This is a genomic window from Brachybacterium sp. P6-10-X1 (assembly GCF_001969445.1).
Classification (GTDB): Bacteria; Actinomycetota; Actinomycetes; order Actinomycetales; family Dermabacteraceae; genus Brachybacterium.
Genome location: NZ_CP017297.1, coordinates 676345 through 692396 on the forward strand (window position 1 = coordinate 676345; position 16052 = coordinate 692396).

Here is a 16052-nt window from a genome sequence, read left to right on the forward strand (position 1 = left end):
GCAGGAGGCGCCGGTCCTCGCCACCGGGGTGGTCACGATGCCGCGCCTGTCTGGTGCACGGTCTACGGCACGGCGACTCGCCACGGGCGGTCCGATCGATGCGGCGCTGATCGACTGCTCGTCGATGCAAGGGTCGTCTCTGTCGATGGCGCAGGAGCTGATCGTTCAGCTGGTCGATGTGCGTGGCGCCCGGTGGATCCAGTTGATCGGACCGACCCCGTTCTGGGCCGACCGAGTTCGTACGCTGATGCAGCGGCGCGGCATGGCCGGATCGTTGAGCGTGGTGCCGCGCGCGAGCTCTGCGAGCTGACGTCGTACGGGCGACCTCGAAGATGGGCCGCAACAACTAGGCCGTGTTGCTAAGCACCTCTGGCTGGCTCGAACTACAAGAAGTTCGGGCCGGAGCCGTCTGACCACGCGATCAGATGCCCGCGCGAGCTGACGAAGACGCATCTGGTCTGTGACGGGCGCGGCCGGGGGCTGGCGTTCGTCCTCACCCCGGGGCAGGCGGCTGATGCGAGCATGCTTGTCCCCACCCTGGAGCAGATCCGCGTGCCCGGGCCGGTCGGCCGGCCGCGGACCCGTCCAGACCGGGTGCTCGCGGACAAGGGCTACCCCTCGAAAGCGAATCGGGCCTGGTTACGCGCGCACGGCATCGCCGCGACGATCCCCGAACGCAACGATCAGATCGCCCACCGCCGGACCAGGCCGGGCCGACCGATCGATTTCGGGGGGCAGCAACGGGCCCGGTATCGCGGCCGCGACCTCGTGGAGCGGTGCTTAAACCGTCTCAGGCAGTGGCGCGGGATCGCGCTGCGCTCCGACAAGAGCGCCGGCTGTTACCACGCCGGACTGTGCCTGGCCGCCACCCTCCACTGGCTCGCCACCGGTGAGCGCAGCGCGGTTCAGACGTAACGGCAGACCTGGTCGGGGCCGCAGGTGTCGGGGTGGAGGGTGGTGGCCTCGTCACGGAGGGAGGTGAGGGTGTCGCGCAGTGCGGTCAGGCTGCGCAGCTGGTGCTCGATGTCCACCAGGCGTTTGTCGAGCAGATCGCGGACGTGGCCGCAGGGGGCCTGTCCGCCGTCGCGGATCTCCAGCACCTGCTGGATCTGGGCCAGGGTGAGTCCGGCGGCCTGGCCGCGGCGGACGAAGTCCAGCCGGTCGAGCACGGTCGGTTCGTAGTCCCGGTACCCGGCGGCCGTCCGGTTCGGGGCGGGCAGCAAGCCCTGCGCTTCATAGAACCGCAGTGTCTTGGTGCTGGTGCCCGCGGCGGAGGCGAGTTCACCGATCCTCATGACAGCCCTCTTCCCGGGGTCCCCGAAGGGGTGGACTTGACCTTCCCCTGCACTGGAAGGTCCATTCTGGCCTCAGTGGAGTAGTTCGACAAGTTATGGGGGGAGCGCTCGTGGGCCAGAAGGTAGACCTGGCAGTGATCGGCTCCGGGGGTGCGGCGTTCTCCGCCGCGATCCGGGCCCGGAACCTGGGCAAGTCGGTGGTGATGATCGAGCGCAGCACGGTCGGCGGGACCTGCGTGAATATCGGCTGCGTGCCGTCCAAAGCGCTGCTCGCCGCCGCCGAGGCTCGGCACGTCGCCGCCGACGCGACCGGCCGGTTCCCCGGTATTGCCGCCGGGGCCGGCCCGGTGGACATGCCGGCCCTGATCCAGGCCAAGCAATCGCTGGTGGAGGGCCTGCGGTCGGACAAGTACGTCGATCTCGCCGCCTCCTACGACTGGCCGATCCGGAAGGGTGTGGCCTCCTTCACCGGCTCCCCGGAGGCCCCGGTGCTGCGGGTCACCGGCCCGGACGGGAACGCCGAGGTGATCGAGGCGAAGCATTACCTGGTCGCCACCGGAGCCCACCCCTGGATCCCGAACCTCCCAGGGCTGGAGCAGGTCGACTACCTGACCTCGACCACCGCGATGGAGCTCACCGAGGTCCCCGAGTCCCTGTTGGTCCTCGGTGGCGGGTACGTCGCCTTGGAGCTGGCCCAGCTCTTCGCCCGGCTCGGCTCGACAGTGACCATGCTGGTCCGCTCCCGACTGGCCTCCGCCGAGGAGCCCGAGGTCGACCCGGTGCTGGCATCGGTCTTCGCCGACGAGGGCATCACGGTGCTCCGCCATGCCCAGCTCGCCACGATCAGCCAGGACGAGGCGACCGGTGAGGTGACCGTCACTGCGACCGTCGAAGGCCGGACCGGCCAGTTCCGCGCCCAGCGGGTGCTGGTGGCACTGGGCCGACGTCCGGTCACCGACTCCCTGAACCTGGAGACGGTCCAGGTCCAGACCGGTCCCAGCGGCGAGATCATCGTCGACGATTCACTGGCCACCGGCAATCCGCGGATCTGGGCCGCCGGGGACGTCACCGGGCACCCGGAGTTCGTCTACGTCGCCGCCCACCACGGGGCGATAGCTATCGACAACGCCTTCACCGGGGCGGGACGGACGGTCAACTACGCCCACCTGCCCCGGGTAACGTTCACCAGTCCCGCCATTGGCGCGGTCGGGATGACCGAGACAGAGGCCCTGGCGGCCGGCTACCGCTGCAACTGCCGCGTGCTGCCGCTGGACTACGTGCCCCGCGCCCTGGTCAACCGGGACACCCGCGGATTCATCAAGGTCGTCATCGACGACGAAACCGGCCGCATCCTCGGCATCACTGCCCTCGCCAAGGACGCCGGCGAACTCGCCGCCGCCGGCGTCTTCCTCCTCGAGGGACACCAGACCTATCAGGACGTCGCCGCCATGTGGGCGCCCTACCTGACCATGACCGAAGGCATCAAACTTGCCTGCCAGTCCTTCACCACCGACCCCTCCCAGCTGTCCTGCTGCGCCTGATCCGGCCACGCGATAGTCACCGCTGCCTTTAGCTACACGGCCTAGTGCACAGGCGAACGATGCCGCCCCCGGCAGCCAGGGAATTGTGGCGCTGAGTTTCTCCGCGCGTCAGTCAGTGGGGCGTTGTGGATGCAGGAAGAGTTTCGGTCAGTAGGTGGCGGACGCGGGCGTCGATCTCGTCGCGGACTTCGCGTGCTTGCTCGAGTGTGCTGTCTGCTGGGTCGCGGAGGTCCCAGTCCTCATAGCGTTTGCCGGGGTAGATGGGGCAGGCGTCTCCGCAGCCCATGGTGATGACGACGTCGGCTGCGCGGACGACATCATCGGTGAGAGGCTTGGGGAATGCGGAGGCAAGGTCGATCCCGATTTCTCGCATGACGTCCACGGCCCGCGGGTGTAATGCGTCGCTGGGTGTGGAGCCGGCGGAGCGGACGTGCACTCGACCGGCCGCGTGGTGATCCAGGAGTGCGGCGGCCATCTGTGAGCGGCCTGCGTTCTGGACGCACACCAGCAGCACTTCGGGGACGTCGTGGGGGGCGGCGCCCTTGGCTTGTGCGAGGGCGGTCAATCGGTCTCGGGCGAAGCGCTCGGTGAGCGAGGGCAGGTGCGAAGTGATCTTCGGGGTGCGAGCCAGAGCGGTGTAGGACTCGAAGACGTACCGGGCGACCGTCTCGGCAGCGAACACTCCGGTGAAGCGGCGGGAGAGGTCCTCGGCGATGCTGTGGAGGACGTGCTCGGCGCTCAGGAGCGAAGGGGTTTCACGCTGCGATGCCATCTCGATCCTCAGTTCTTAGCCGAGGTGGTCGAGGTGCCCTGCGGCAGGAGGCTGGCGATGAGCTCCTCGACGCGGGCGCGGATCTCATCGCGGACGGGGCGGACCTCCGCGACGCCCTTCCCGGCCGGGTCTGCGAGCTTCCAGTCCTCGTACCGCTTGCCGGGGTAGATCGGGCAGGCGTCCCCGCAGCCCATGGTGATGACCACGTCGGAGGCATGGACGGATTCGGGGGTGAGGATCTTCGGGGACTGGTGGGAGATGTCGATGCCGACCTCCGCCATCGCCGCCACTGCAGCGGGGTTGATCGAGTCGGCGGGCGCGGAACCGGCGGAACGCACCTCGATGCGGTCGCCGGCGATGTCACGCAGCCATCCTGCCGCCATCTGCGAGCGGCCGGCGTTGTGGACACAGACGAACAGGACACTGGGACATGCGGTCATGAGGATCTCCAAACAGGCAGCAGGGAATCAGGCGATATCGAGGAAAGCGCGGAGCTCGGCGAAGGCCGACGGGACGACGGAGTAGTGAGCCCAGCGACCCTTCTGCTCGCGCGTGAGCAGGCCGGCGTCGACGAGCTTCTTCATGTGGTGGCTGACGGTCGGCTGACCGATCCCGAGCGGTTCGGTGAGGTCGCACGCACAGACCGAATCGCAGCCCTGGGCCGCGACATGGGAGAGGAGCCGGAGGCGGGTGGGGTCGGATAGGGCCTTCAGCAGGGTGGCGAGTCTCTCCGCGTCAATGCTGTTGACCGGTCCGGACGACAGCGTGCAGCACCCCTCGGTCTCGCGGCCCGCGTCGAGTCCGGCAGAAGCGATCTCAGTTGTCGTGGACATGCCCTCACCTTACATTGACAGTCATCGATACATTGACAGTCATCGATGTACAGCATAGCGTTCGCATCGATATCCGTCGATGGAAGGTCCCGAACACTGATGAGTACGACCACCAAGGACGTGGACCAGCCACGCGTGATGAAGGAGATGTCCTTCCTGGACCGCTGGCTACCGGTGTGGATCCTGGCCGCGATGGTCGTAGGGCTCCTGCTGGGACGGTTCATCCCTGGCCTCAGCACGGCTCTGGAGGCAGTGAAAATCGGGTCCGTCTCCCTGCCCATCGCGATCGGGCTGCTGGTGATGATGTATCCGGTCCTCGCGAAGGTCCGCTACGACGAGACTCGCCGCATCGGCGCGGACAAGCGTCTGCTGATCTCATCGCTGGTGCTGAACTGGATCATCGGCCCGGCCCTGATGTTCGCCTTGGCATGGATCTTCCTGGCCGATCTGCCGGAGTACCGTACCGGGTTGATCATCGTCGGGCTCGCGCGTTGCATCGCCATGGTGCTGATCTGGAACGATCTCGCCTGCGGGGATCGGGAGGCTGCGGCGGTCCTGGTCGCGATCAACTCTGTCTTCCAGGTGATCGCCTTCGGTGCCCTGGGCTGGTTCTACCTCCAGGCGCTCCCCTCGTGGCTGGGGCTGCCGACCACCTCGGCCGAGTTCTCGATCGGCGCGATCGTCCTCAGCGTGCTGATCTTCCTCGGCATCCCCCTGGTCGCAGGGTTCCTCACCCGCGTGATCGGGGAGCGCGTCAAGGGCCGCACCTGGTACGAGGAGCGGTTCCTCCCGAAGATCGGCCCGTGGGCGCTGTACGGGCTGCTGTTCACCATCGTGCTGCTGTTCTCCCTCCAGGGCGACGCGATCCTCTCCGCCCCGGGGGACGTGGCCCGCATCGCCCTGCCGCTGCTGGTCTACTTCGTGGTCATGTTCCTCGGCGCATTCCTGCTCGGACGGGCGATTGGGTTGAACTACGCGAAGTCCACGACCGTCGCCTTCACCGCCTCGGGCAACAACTTCGAGCTCGCGATCGCCGTCGCGATCGGCACCTTCGGCGTGACCTCCGGTCAAGCCCTTGCGGGTGTCGTCGGTCCGCTGATCGAGGTCCCCGTCCTCGTGGCCCTCGTATACGTCGCCCTCGCGATGGGGCGGCGACTGTTCCCGGGCGACTCCACCGTCCCCACCCGATGACCCAGCAGAAGGATGACCTCGCGATGTCCACGAAGCGCCCCGCAGTCCTGTTCGTGTGCGTGAAGAACGGCGGCAAGTCCCAGATGGCCGCGGCCCTCATGCGCCATCACGCCGGAGATGCCGTCGAAGTTCACTCCGCCGGCACCCGCCCCGGCAGCGCGATCAATGCCCAGTCGGCGGAGTCGATCGCCGAGGTCGGTGCGGACATGTCCTCCGCTGTTCCGCAGCTGGTGACTCCGGAGCTGCTGCGCGGCGTCGATCAGGTGGTCGTCATCGGCGGTGAAGCTGTCATCGAGCCCGTCGAGGGCGTGACCGCTCTGGTAACCACCTGGCACACCGATGAACCCTCGAAGCGCGGCATCGACGGGATGGAACGCATGCGCCTGGTGCGCGATGACATCGACGGCCACGTCCGCGCGCTCCTGACCGACCTCACCCAGTCCCCGAACTGACCAACTACACCTAGGAGATCCCATGCTCACCACCTCCACCACCTCGCATCCCGTGGTCATCATCGGTGCCGGACCCATCGGTCTGGCCGCCGCCGCCCACCTCTACGAGCCCGACCTGCCCTTCATCGTTCTTGAGTCCGGGCCCGCAGCCGGAGCGGCGATCACCGGCTGGGGGCACACCCGGCTGTTCTCGCCGTGGCAGTACAACCTCGATTCTGCCGCTCAGCGCCTCCTCGAAGCCAGCGGCTGGACCGCCCCCGACGCCGATGCTCTGCCGACCGGGCACGAACTGCGTGAGCAGTACCTCGAGCCCCTCGCTCAGCTTCCTCAGCTCGCTGAGTCGATCCGCTATGACGCACGTGTCACCGCTGTCTCCCGTGCCGGCGTCGACAAGACCCGCACCGCACGCCGAGAGGAGACCCCCTTCCTCGTCCGGATCGAGACCAGCGACGGGCACAGCGAAGACGTCCTCGCCTCTGCTGTCATCGATGCGTCCGGCACCTGGTCCACTCCCAACCCGCTGGGCCAGGCCGGGCTCCTCGCGCCCGGTGAACGACAGGCCCTCGCCGCGGGTCGCATCACGCCGCCGCTGCCAGACGTGCAGGGCCGTGATCGCGAGCGCGTCGTCGGCAAGCGCGTCATGGTGACGGGTGCGGGCCACTCGGCCGCCAACACCCTGCTGGACCTCGCAGAACTGGACGCTGCCACCACGATCATCTGGGCCGTCCGCACCGCTGACCTCACCCGCGTCTACGGCGGCGGTGAGCAGGACGAGCTCGCAGCGCGCGGGGCACTCGGCTCCCGGCTGCGCAAGCTGGTCGACTCCGGACGCATCGAAGTCCTCACCTCGTTCACCATCACCCGCTTCAGCCTCGAGGACTCGTTGACCGTTCACGCTGTGACCCCGGACGGGGAGCGAGAGGTGAGTGTCGGTGTGCTGGTGCCGGCCACCGGGTTCCGTCCCGAGCTCGGCATGCTCTCCGAGCTCCGCTTGAACCTGGACCCGGCCGTCGAGGCACCCGCTCAGCTGGGACCGCTCATCGACCCCGAGTTCCACTCCTGCGGATCCGTCGAGCCCCACGGTGAGCGCGTCCTCTCCCACCCGGAGAAGAACTTCTACATCGTCGGCATGAAGAGCTACGGCCGCGCCCCCACCTTCCTCATGGCCACCGGCTACGAACAGGTCCGCTCCATTGCGGCAGCCCTTGCCGGCGATCGTGAAGCAGCAGACGCCGTCCACCTCGAACTGCCCGAGACCGGCGTGTGCACCACCGACCTCGGCGGCAGCTGCGACGCCCCCGCGCCAGCTGTCGACGCCTGCTGTAGCAGCCCGCAACTGATCGAGCTTTCTGTCGGGCGATGACTCACCAGCCGAACGGCGATTGCCGATCGTCCCGCTGACCGCCGGTCCTGTTCCGCCCCCGGCCGCGTCGACCAGGCCTGAACCCGCCGTGGCTTCGCCAGGTAGGCAGCGGGGCCCTTCGGGCTGTGCGTCGCAGATATCGGTGACGCCGAATACCAGAGCACTTCGGACGGGTTCCTTCCTGGATCAACCGATCATGATTGGTGACCACGAAGTCGCAGCCAGCACAAGACGCTCGAGTGCTCGCCGGAGCCCATGACGTTCGGCGTGGCGGAACGAGGCCTCGATCGTCGGGGAAGCGAGTTCGGGCTCACCTGGCCGCCAGCGTCACACTGTTCAGTAGTTGGTATATAGTTCAGTGCATGCTGACTATTGCTTCCCGTCTCGACGTGATGAACCGGCTGGGTCGCGCGCTGGCCGACCCGACCCGGTCCCGGATCATCCTGACTCTGCTCGTGGGGCCCGCATACCCGGCGGAACTGGCCCGAGATCTGGATCTGACCCGCCCCAACGTGTCCAATCACCTTGCGTGCCTTCGGGATTGCGGGATCGTGGTCGCCGAGCCCGAGGGTCGTCGGACGCGTTATGAGATTGCCGACTCCCACCTGGCGCAGGCCCTGACGGCACTGGTCGATGCGACCCTCGCGGTGGACGAACATGCCCCGTGCATCGATTCTGCCTGCTCCGTTCCCGGATGCGATGCAGCAGGGGAGCGCGCATGATCCTCGCCTCGGTGCTGCAGGCGATGGGTCTGTTCGTAGCGACCAACGTCGACGACATCATCGTGCTTTCCCTCTTCTTCGCCCGAGGTGCGGGCCAGCGCGGCACCACCGCCCGCATTCTGGCCGGGCAGTACCTCGGGTTCGTCGGCATCCTCGGTGCCGCTGTTCTAGTGACCATCGGCGCCGGAGCATTCCTGCCGTCGGCCGCCATCCCGTACTTCGGACTCATCCCTCTGGGCCTCGGTCTCTGGGCCGCGTGGCAGGCATGGCGCGGAGGCGATGACGACGATGACGACGACGCCAAGATTGCCGGCAAGAAGGTCGGCGCGTGGACGGTCGCAGGCGTCACCTTCGCCAACGGCGGCGACAACATCGGTGTCTACACCCCGGTCTTCCTGAGCGTGGAGCCTCTCGCAGTGGCCGCCTACTGCATCGTCTTCCTCGCACTCGTTGCAGTCTTGGTGGTACTGGCCAAACTCGTCGCCACCCGTCCACCGATCGCCGAAGTCCTCGAACGCTGGGAGCACATCCTCTTCCCCATCGTTCTCATCGGTCTCGGCATCGTCATCCTCGTCAGCGGCGGAGCCTTCGGCCTCTGACTCAGCCAAAGCGAACACAGGTCCCGGGCTCGACAGATCAGTGTCGGATCTTGGACTCGGGACGCTTGGTCACGTCGGCATCGACTGAGCGTGGACCGGACCTGAGTCCCGCCGAGCTCCCGCCGTTCAACGGGGAGGGCTTGCTCATGGTGAGCGCGTCTGAGTTCCAGGGCGCGCCGGTCGATGGCTAGCCTGACCGGGGCTAGTGGAGTAGCTGGCGCAACGGTGAACGGAAGACTGGACAGCATGTTGATGATCGGTGCGCGCCGAGGGGCTTCCCGTGCGGCGAACGGAATGGCAGACAATGACGCCGAGACGGTCGTCTCGCCGGCTCGCGCAGCGGGCGCCAAGACGCTTTGCGGGACGAGCTCGTGAGCTCGATGCGCACCAGGGTCCTCGTCGTTTGTGCTGCGGCGCCGTGGGCTGTTCTGTGGACGGTGATCGCGGCCGCCATGGCAGGGGCGCCTGCCTCAGTGGAGCTCATCGATGCTGGCCCGATGGTGCGGTGGGGGTTGCCGGTCGTCGATGTCCTTGGTGATGTGGTCGGTGCGGCGACCGTGGCGTGCCTCGTGCTGGCGCTCGTCGTGCTGCCCCGTCGTGCGGAACCGTCCGCGTCGGAGGCTGATCAGGATCACGCTGAGGTATCTCGGTTCCATCCGTCGTACGAGCGGGCGCTCGACATCGGCATGGTCCTGGCAATGGTGTGGTCAGTGCTGCTGGTCGTCCGGATGGTCCTCGGCTACGCCCTGGCGGCGGGCCAGGCCCCTTTCTCACCGCGCTTCGGGTCCGATCTCCTGATGTACATCACCCGGCTCGAACTCGGTCAGTACCAGCTCGCCGGCGCGGTGTTCGTCGCTGCCGCCTCGACGATGCTGATCATCGTGAGGTCCCGAACGGGGCTGCTGGTCGCGCTGGGCTTGGTGTTCGCGACGCTGGTGACGAAGTCGATGACGGGGCATGCCTCGGGGCAGTCCTCTCACGAGGCGGCCACGAGCGCGATGATCGTGCACCTCGTGGCTGCCGGAGTGTGGCTGGGCGGCCTGGTGCTGCTCGTGCTGCTCGCGGGGCGGCTCGGAGCACGACTGGGGGATGCCGCCGAACGATTCAGCGTCCTGGCACTTGCTTGCTACGGAGCGTTGGCCGCTAGCGGCGTCGCCTCTGCCCTGGTCCGACTCTCCGCCCCCCTGGATCTCGTGACCACGGCGTACGGGTGGATGCTCGTGCTGAAGACGGCGCTGCTGGTGCTGCTGGGCGGAGCAGGCTGGTGGCAACGCCGTCGGGTGCTGGTCCGGCTGCGGGACTCGGACCGCCGGAGAGACTTCCTGTGGCTCGCCGCGGGAGAAGTCTTCCTGATCGCCGCGGCGACCGGACTCGCTGCCGCATTATCGAACTCGGCGCCTCCGGTGCCGGACGAGCCCGAACCGGTCACCTCGACGGCTGAGGCGCTGACCGACTACCCCTTGCCCGCTCCGCCCGAGCTGACGGCACTGCTCACGACCTGGCGTGTTGACGTCGCCGGGATGGCGCTCGCCCTCGGTCTCGCTGTCATCTACCTCTGGGTGCGGATGCGCCGCCTCGTGCCGGAGACAGGCGGGCGGACCTGGCCCGTGGCGAGGACGGCGGCGTGGATCGCGGGATGCGCGGTCATCCTCTGGGCAACCAGCGGGGCGCCGGGGGTGTACGCGCCGGTGCAGTTCTCTGCGCACTTGGGCCAGCACGCCCTGCTTGCTCTGGTGGCGGCCCCGCTGCTGGTCGCCGGTCGTTTCGGTGACCTCGTGCGGGAGCGGATCGCTCCTCGGTCGGATGGGTCTGCAGGGTTGCGCGAGCTCGTCGACTGGAAGCCGGGCTCTCGCGTGGGTCAGTGGCTCACTCATCCGGCGGCGCTGGCGCTGCTCGGCGCGGCGGGATTCGCGGCGATCTACCTGACACCGGCACTCGGCGCGGGATTGCATACCGCGCCGGGCCGACTGGTCATCCTCACGGCCGCCGTGGTGGTCGGCGCTGCGGTGGCACTGCCATTCCAGGGCAGGGCGCTGGGCGGTGGCAGGGTCGCTAGGGTGGAGCGCTGGGTGGCCCTTGCTGTGGGGACCGGCGTCCTTGCTGGCCTGGCGATTGTGTTGGCGCTGGCGCTCCCGGTCGTGGAGCCCGACTGGTTCGCGGCCATGGGGCGGACCTGGGGCGCCGATGCGCTCGGGGATCAACGACTCGGTGGCTGGCTGCTGCTGGCGATGGTGCTGGTGCTGGCGGTCCTGCACGGCGCACTGATCCCGCGTTCGCGCCGACCCAGCGAAGAACTCTCGGCCGATCGTGACGCTGCGGCGCGGCAGCGAACTCGCTCAGCGCCTCGGCCCGGCTCGTCGTGATGCGGGGCCCTCAGCGGGTTCCCGATGGTCAGGGGGTGAGGCGGGTCAGTCGGTGCGGTGACCGGAGTTGCGGCGCAGGCGGACGACGATCGCGCCGATGACGGCGAGCACCAGCAGCAGGGCGAGGCCGCCGAGGATCATGCCGAGGGGGAGCCCGCTCTCGCTCTGCGATGCATCTGCCTGCTCGACAGGGGTGGCTTCGGCGCTCGGCTCGCCCGTGCCGGTGGTCGGGGCCTCCTCATCTGACCCGGAGTCTGCTGTGTCCGTGGCCTCGGCGCCGACCGTTACGGTGAAGTCGACTGTGCCCTCGATCGGGTGACCGTCCGAGGAGACGACACGCCACTGGACCTGATAGTCGTCGGCCGGCAGCGCCGGTAGATCGATCGAGGCCGTGTTGCCGGACACGGTGGGCGTCTCGGTGAAGATCTCCTCGCCGGCGGAGTTGGTCAATCGCACGACCGGGGAGAGGTTGAGCACCTCGTCGCTGTAGGTGAGCTCGAGCGTCTCGGGGGCCTGCTCGAAGCTCTCGCCGGAAGCCGGACTCGACGAGATCAAGGAGTCGTGCGCCGATGCTGCGGGCAACAGTGTGGGCACCGCCAGCGGCATCAGCACGGCGGCGAGCATCCCGACAAGGCTGGCCAGCGTGACCCGCACCGACGCCTTGGTGGCCCTGCGCGCAACTGTCGTGTCCGCTGTCATAACATTCCCCTCTTCGGATGACCCCTCTTGCGGGCGGGTTTGTCCCCGTGACCGGGGCGCATCGAGTGTAGCGGCGTGCCACGAGACACCCACGGAAGCGTTTCCCAGGATCGGCTCGTCTGACTACACCACTTCACATTAGCCCAAACAGCGATATCATCGCCGTATGACGATTGATGCTTTCCTGGCCGAGCCCCAGTTCGAGGTCGCAGACAGCCACGCCGCGCTCTTCCATGCCCTTGCCGAACCGACGCGCCTGGCCCTCCTCCAGCACCTCTCGACCGGTGAGCACCGGGTTCGCGACCTTGTCGAGCACATGCACCTTGCCCAGTCGACCGTCAGCAAGCACCTCTCGTGCCTGCGCGACTGCGGTCTGGTCACCGCACGCACCGAAGGCCGTTCCTCGTGGTTCGCCCTCACCGATCTGCGCCGGCTGACCGACCTGCTCGAGGTGGCGGACGACCTGCTCGAGACATCCGGGACCACCTTGTCCCTGAAGAACCACCGCGACCACGAGGACCTCGAGGACGGGGACCTCTGATGAGCTCGGGACACGACCACTCACACGGCGCCGGCGGGCCGAGCACCGCCCGGACGCGACTCGCCATCGCTTTCGCCATCACGACCGTCATCGTGCTCGCACAAGCGATCGGGAGCGTCGTCACCGGAAGTCTTGCCCTGCTCACGGACACGGCGCACGCCCTCGTCGACGCCTCCGGTCTGCTCGTCGCGCTGATCGCGGCGACGATGATGCTGCGTCCGGCGAGCAGCGGCAAAACCTGGGGGTTCGCTCGTATCGAGGTACTGGCGGCCTTGGCTCAAGCCACGCTTTTGATCGTGGTCGGCACCTACACCGCCGTCGAGGGCATCTCGCGACTGACGGACCCCCCGGAGGTCCCCTCGGGAGAGCTGCTCATCTTCGGTGTGATCGGGCTGGTCGCGAACATTGTCGGGATTCTCGTCCTGACCGGAGGCAAGGACTCGAGCCTGAACATGCGTGCCGCGTTCCTTGAGGTCCTCAATGACGCTCTCGGGTCGCTCGGTGTGATCACCGCCGCGATCGTGATCCAGGTGACTGGGTTCCAACAGGCCGACGCACTGGCCGGATTGTTCATCGCTGCGCTGATCGTGCCCCGAGCGTTCCGCATCATGGCCGAGACGCTGCGGATCCTCATGGAGTACACCCCGAAGGGGATTGATCTCGATCAGGTGCGCGAGCACATCCTCGCGCTCGAACACGTCCAGGACGTCCACGACCTGCATGCCTCGGCGATCGGGAGCAATCTGCCGATCTTCTCGGCGCACGTCGTCGTGGGGGAGGAGTGCTTCGAGTCGGCTCACGCGCTGGGGATCCTCGAAGAGGTCCATCTCTGCGTCAGGACGCACTTCCCGATCGCGTTCGAGCACGCCACGATCCAGTTGGAGAGCCCGTCCGTGCATCGTCGTGAATCCGAGCGCACCCTGCACGCGTAGCGTCCACCGATCCGCACATCTCTTGGCCGCGGGGGAATGCGACAAAGCGGCGCGCAGCCCACCCGGGGGTGGGTTGCGCGCCGCGGTGAGTCGCTGGACTCAGCGGAAGGAGACGAAGGTGGGATTGCCCCAGATGGTGCGCTCGGTGACGGCGCCGGGGGAGCGGCCTGCATCAACGACCTTGTCGCCGCCGGCGTAGATCCCCATGTGTCCGGGCCACACGACGAGGTCGCCGGGCTGGGCCTCGGACTTGGAGATCTGGGTGCCGGCGTCGACCTGCTGGCCGGATGTGCGCGGAAGGTCGATGCCGACCTGCTTGTAGGCGTACTGGGTCAGGCCGGAGCAGTCGAAGCTCACGCCCGGGTTGCTCGAGCCCCAGGAGTAGGCGGCGCCCATCTGGGTCCGTGCGGCGTCGACGATCGCCTGCCCGGTGCTGCTGGCGGAGGATGCGGGCGCAGGAACTGACGCGCCGCCACCGCTGACGGCCGGGGTGGAACCGTTGAGCGAGCCGCGCGTCTCGGGGCCCACCACGCCGTCGACCTGCAGGTCGTTGCTCTGCTGGTAGTCCTTCACCGCGCTATGGGTGAGCGGGCCGAACTTTCCGTCGACGGCGAGTGAGGCACCCTCATCGTTCAGTGCGGACTGGAGCTGCTCGACCGAGGCGCCCTGGGATCCCCAGCGAAGCTTCTCGGAGGAGTCCAGCGCCTGCGCCGGGGCCGGAGCAACGGGGGCGACGGCCTGAGAGACCGCGGACGGCGCGGTGGCCGGAGCCGTGGGTGCCGCCTGTGCCGCCCCGCTGGCGAAGGCGGAGCCGAGGAGGACGGTGCCGAGGACGGCGGCGCCTCCGGTGCCGCGCAGGGCGCGTCCGCTGGGGCGAAGAGGGGTGACTGCGCGGCCGTCCGCGCGATGGGAATTGCTCGTGGCCATGAATTTTCTCCGTGTATATCCCCGAGTTTATGCACGGGGTCGTCTGGCATGGGGTCGCGGTAACGTCGACAGCAGAGCATGCGTCGGGAAGAACATCTCGTCCCTCGTCACCGGTGGAACCAACGTACCGATCGAGACGACCGCTGAATAGCGTTATGAGCGACCCCGACCAACGATTTCGCCTGCTCTTGAAGCCCATCGCGGCATAGGCCCCGGGGGCATACCTTCTCTTTACTGAACCCCGATGCCGCTTACTGAACCCCGATGCCGCGATGGGGTCGACGTCACGAGTCGCAGTCGAGGTGGGCGAACCCCGTCGGTCATCAGGCAGCACATCGGCAGGAGAAGAAGCCTTGCTGGGCTCACACGATGGGCTGGAACGTGGCGATGGAGCCTTGCAGCTGGTCCATCCACGAGGCCCACGTTCCCGTGAGCAGCAGCAGGCCGATCGCGATGAGCAGCGCCCCGGACGCAATTCCGATGAGGCGGCGATGTCGTGCAAGTGCCCTGCTCACGCCCATTGCCTTGTCGAGCAGGAGCGCGCTGAGGACGAAGGGGATGCCCAGCCCGAGCGAGTACGCGAGCGCCAGCGTCGCGCCCCGCGTCGCAGAGCCTCCATCGGCGCCGGCGTCGAGGGAGAGGGCGATGATCGCGGCGTAGGTGGGGCCGATGCATGGTGTCCAGCTCAACCCGAAGACGAAGCCCATCAACGGGGCTCCCAGAAGGCCCGCATCAGGGCGTCTCCTGGAAACCTGGAGATTTCCTGTCAAGCGGGGGAATGCTCCCATGAAAATGAGTCCCATGAACATGACGATGATGCCCGCGACCCGATTGATCCATACCGCGTGCGCCTGAAGCAGATACCCCATTGCGCCAGCGAACCCGCCCAGCGCCATGAATACCACCGTGAAGCCAGCGACGAACAACATGCTGCCGCTCAGCATCCTCCCAGTCCCTACGCGGGAAAGTCTGGGCGATCGCCTCGCATTCCCGATGTTCTCAGGCGTTTCCCGGGGTGGCTTGGTGGCCTGCGGTCCTTGTCCGGCGAGTCCGGAGACGTAGCTGAGGTAGCCCGGCACGATGGGCAGCACGCACGGTGAGAGGAACGCGATCAGGCCCGCGATCATGGCGACCGTGATGGCCAGCAGAAGAGACCCGGACAGGGCGATCGACTGGAAGGTCTCTGCGAGTCCGTTGCTGGTCACGTGGCTCCTTCGTCGAGGACGGCGTCGAGCATCGATCTCAGGATGGAGGGGCTGATCGCCCCCGAGATCCGGCCCGCGACGCGGCCCTCGTGGTCAAGGACGAGAGTCGTCGGAACAGCGTTGGGCGCGACTTGGCCGCGCAGCTGGTACATGATCTCTGCGTCCGAGTCCGGCAGCGAGGGGTAGGTGATGCCGTAGGTCTCCTCGAAGGCCGCGGCGGGCCCTGCCGAGTCGCGGACGTTGATCCCGATGAACGAGACGCCCTGGTCGGCGTACTCCTCGTGGATCGCCTGCAGATCCGGGGCCTCCACCCGGCATGGCGGACAGGAGGCGTACCAGACGTTGACCACGAGCACCGATCCCCAGTGTTCCGTGGAGTCGAATCGTTCGCCGTCATAGGTGTTCCCGGTGAACTCGACGGGTTCTGTGCGATCGGCGGGAGCGATCTCGGTGGTCACGCCGTTGCCGGAGACGTATCCGTCGTCCCCGGAGGCGTATCGATCCCCGGTATCAGTGCTGCCGCAGGCAGTGACCAGGCCAGTGACGACCAAGCAGCTGGTGGCGTAAAGAATCCGTCGCCGGGAGTGGGCGCGCATGTACTCGCTCCTTCATGAAGA

At 67.6% G+C, this 16052-nt stretch carries 19 protein-coding genes; 11 read left to right on the forward strand and 8 right to left on the reverse strand.

The genetic code is table 11. The annotated features are described in order from the left end of the window. Positions 1-145 precede the first annotated feature (145 nt). Both BH708_RS19725 and BH708_RS02985 read left to right on the forward strand, forming a co-directional pair. Positions 146-310 (forward strand): hypothetical protein, encoded by a 165-nt coding sequence (locus tag BH708_RS19725; protein WP_157235707.1) that lies wholly within the window; start codon positions 146-148, stop codon positions 308-310. 143 nt (positions 311-453) lie between these two features. Next, positions 454-915, forward strand: a complete 462-nt coding sequence (locus BH708_RS02985; protein ID WP_076806496.1) for an IS5/IS1182 family transposase — start codon at positions 454-456, stop codon at positions 913-915. Here the strand turns inward: BH708_RS02985 and BH708_RS02990 are convergent. After that, entirely contained in the window at positions 906-1295 is a 390-nt protein-coding gene (locus BH708_RS02990) for a heavy metal-responsive transcriptional regulator (protein ID WP_076806498.1), read from the reverse strand. The genes BH708_RS02985 and BH708_RS02990 overlap by 10 nt on opposite strands. Before the next feature lie 95 nt (positions 1296-1390). Between BH708_RS02990 and merA the strand changes: the two genes are divergently transcribed. Further along, positions 1391-2836 carry a mercury(II) reductase gene (gene merA, locus BH708_RS02995; protein ID WP_076806500.1) on the forward strand — a complete coding sequence of 482 codons (1446 nt, stop codon included), beginning with the start codon at positions 1391-1393 and terminating at the stop codon, positions 2834-2836. Between the two features lie 112 nt (positions 2837-2948). Here the strand turns inward: merA and BH708_RS03000 are convergent, their stop codons facing one another. From BH708_RS03000 to BH708_RS03010, 3 genes are read right to left on the reverse strand one after another with little or no spacing between them, the layout of a single operon-like run. Then, on the reverse strand, positions 2949-3608 hold the full coding sequence (locus BH708_RS03000; protein WP_076806502.1) for an arsenate reductase ArsC: 660 nt from the start codon (positions 3606-3608) through the stop codon (positions 2949-2951). A gap of 8 nt (positions 3609-3616) precedes the next feature. Beyond that, positions 3617-4048: an arsenate reductase ArsC gene (locus tag BH708_RS03005; protein WP_076806504.1), complete on the reverse strand. Its 432-nt coding sequence runs from the start codon at positions 4046-4048 to the stop codon at positions 3617-3619. 27 nt (positions 4049-4075) lie between these two features. Next, on the reverse strand, positions 4076-4441 hold the full coding sequence (locus tag BH708_RS03010) for a helix-turn-helix transcriptional regulator (protein WP_076806506.1): 366 nt from the start codon (positions 4439-4441) through the stop codon (positions 4076-4078). 99 nt (positions 4442-4540) lie between these two features. Here BH708_RS03010 and arsB point away from each other — a divergent pair, with 99 nt between their 5' ends. The 6 genes from arsB (at position 4541) to BH708_RS03040 (ending at position 11131) form a co-directional block, all read left to right on the forward strand. Then, a complete protein-coding gene (arsB, locus tag BH708_RS03015) occupies positions 4541-5632 on the forward strand; it encodes an ACR3 family arsenite efflux transporter (RefSeq protein WP_076806508.1) in 1092 nt (363 codons plus the stop codon). Between the two features lie 23 nt (positions 5633-5655). Further along, on the forward strand, positions 5656-6084 hold the full coding sequence (locus tag BH708_RS03020; protein WP_076806510.1) for a low molecular weight phosphatase family protein: 429 nt from the start codon (positions 5656-5658) through the stop codon (positions 6082-6084). Between the two features lie 22 nt (positions 6085-6106). Next, a complete protein-coding gene (locus tag BH708_RS03025; RefSeq protein ID WP_076806512.1) occupies positions 6107-7447 on the forward strand; it encodes an NAD(P)-binding domain-containing protein in 1341 nt (446 codons plus the stop codon). A gap of 362 nt (positions 7448-7809) precedes the next feature. Further along, on the forward strand, positions 7810-8169 hold the full coding sequence (locus tag BH708_RS03030) for a helix-turn-helix transcriptional regulator (protein WP_076806514.1): 360 nt from the start codon (positions 7810-7812) through the stop codon (positions 8167-8169). Continuing rightward, positions 8166-8768, forward strand: a complete 603-nt coding sequence (locus tag BH708_RS03035; protein ID WP_076806516.1) for a cadmium resistance transporter — start codon at positions 8166-8168, stop codon at positions 8766-8768. Before BH708_RS03030 ends, BH708_RS03035 begins: the two co-directional genes overlap by 4 nt. A gap of 380 nt (positions 8769-9148) precedes the next feature. After that, complete coding sequence (locus BH708_RS03040) at positions 9149-11131, forward strand: cytochrome c oxidase assembly protein (protein ID WP_253705548.1); 1983 nt, start codon at positions 9149-9151, stop codon at positions 11129-11131. A gap of 45 nt (positions 11132-11176) precedes the next feature. Here BH708_RS03040 and BH708_RS03045 read toward each other — a convergent pair whose 3' ends face one another. Continuing rightward, a complete protein-coding gene (locus tag BH708_RS03045; protein WP_083713238.1) occupies positions 11177-11830 on the reverse strand; it encodes a copper resistance CopC family protein in 654 nt (217 codons plus the stop codon). 166 nt (positions 11831-11996) lie between these two features. On the opposite strand from BH708_RS03045, the gene BH708_RS03050 reads away from it, so the two are divergent. Next, a complete protein-coding gene (locus tag BH708_RS03050) occupies positions 11997-12371 on the forward strand; it encodes a helix-turn-helix transcriptional regulator (RefSeq protein ID WP_076806520.1) in 375 nt (124 codons plus the stop codon). After that, on the forward strand, positions 12371-13303 hold the full coding sequence (locus tag BH708_RS03055; RefSeq protein WP_076806522.1) for a cation diffusion facilitator family transporter: 933 nt from the start codon (positions 12371-12373) through the stop codon (positions 13301-13303). The genes BH708_RS03050 and BH708_RS03055 overlap by 1 nt, the downstream gene beginning before the upstream one ends. A 99-nt stretch (positions 13304-13402) precedes the next feature. Here the strand turns inward: BH708_RS03055 and BH708_RS03060 are convergent, their stop codons facing one another. From BH708_RS03060 to BH708_RS03070, 3 genes are all read right to left on the reverse strand, one after another. Then, entirely contained in the window at positions 13403-14230 is an 828-nt protein-coding gene (locus BH708_RS03060) for a C40 family peptidase (protein WP_076806525.1), read from the reverse strand. A 362-nt stretch (positions 14231-14592) separates the two neighbouring features. Beyond that, positions 14593-15435 (reverse strand): cytochrome c biogenesis CcdA family protein, encoded by an 843-nt coding sequence (locus BH708_RS03065; RefSeq protein ID WP_076806526.1) that lies wholly within the window; start codon positions 15433-15435, stop codon positions 14593-14595. Further along, positions 15432-16031 (reverse strand): TlpA disulfide reductase family protein, encoded by a 600-nt coding sequence (locus tag BH708_RS03070; RefSeq protein ID WP_076806528.1) that lies wholly within the window; start codon positions 16029-16031, stop codon positions 15432-15434. The genes BH708_RS03065 and BH708_RS03070 overlap by 4 nt, the downstream gene beginning before the upstream one ends. Positions 16032-16052: the final 21 nt, after the last annotated feature.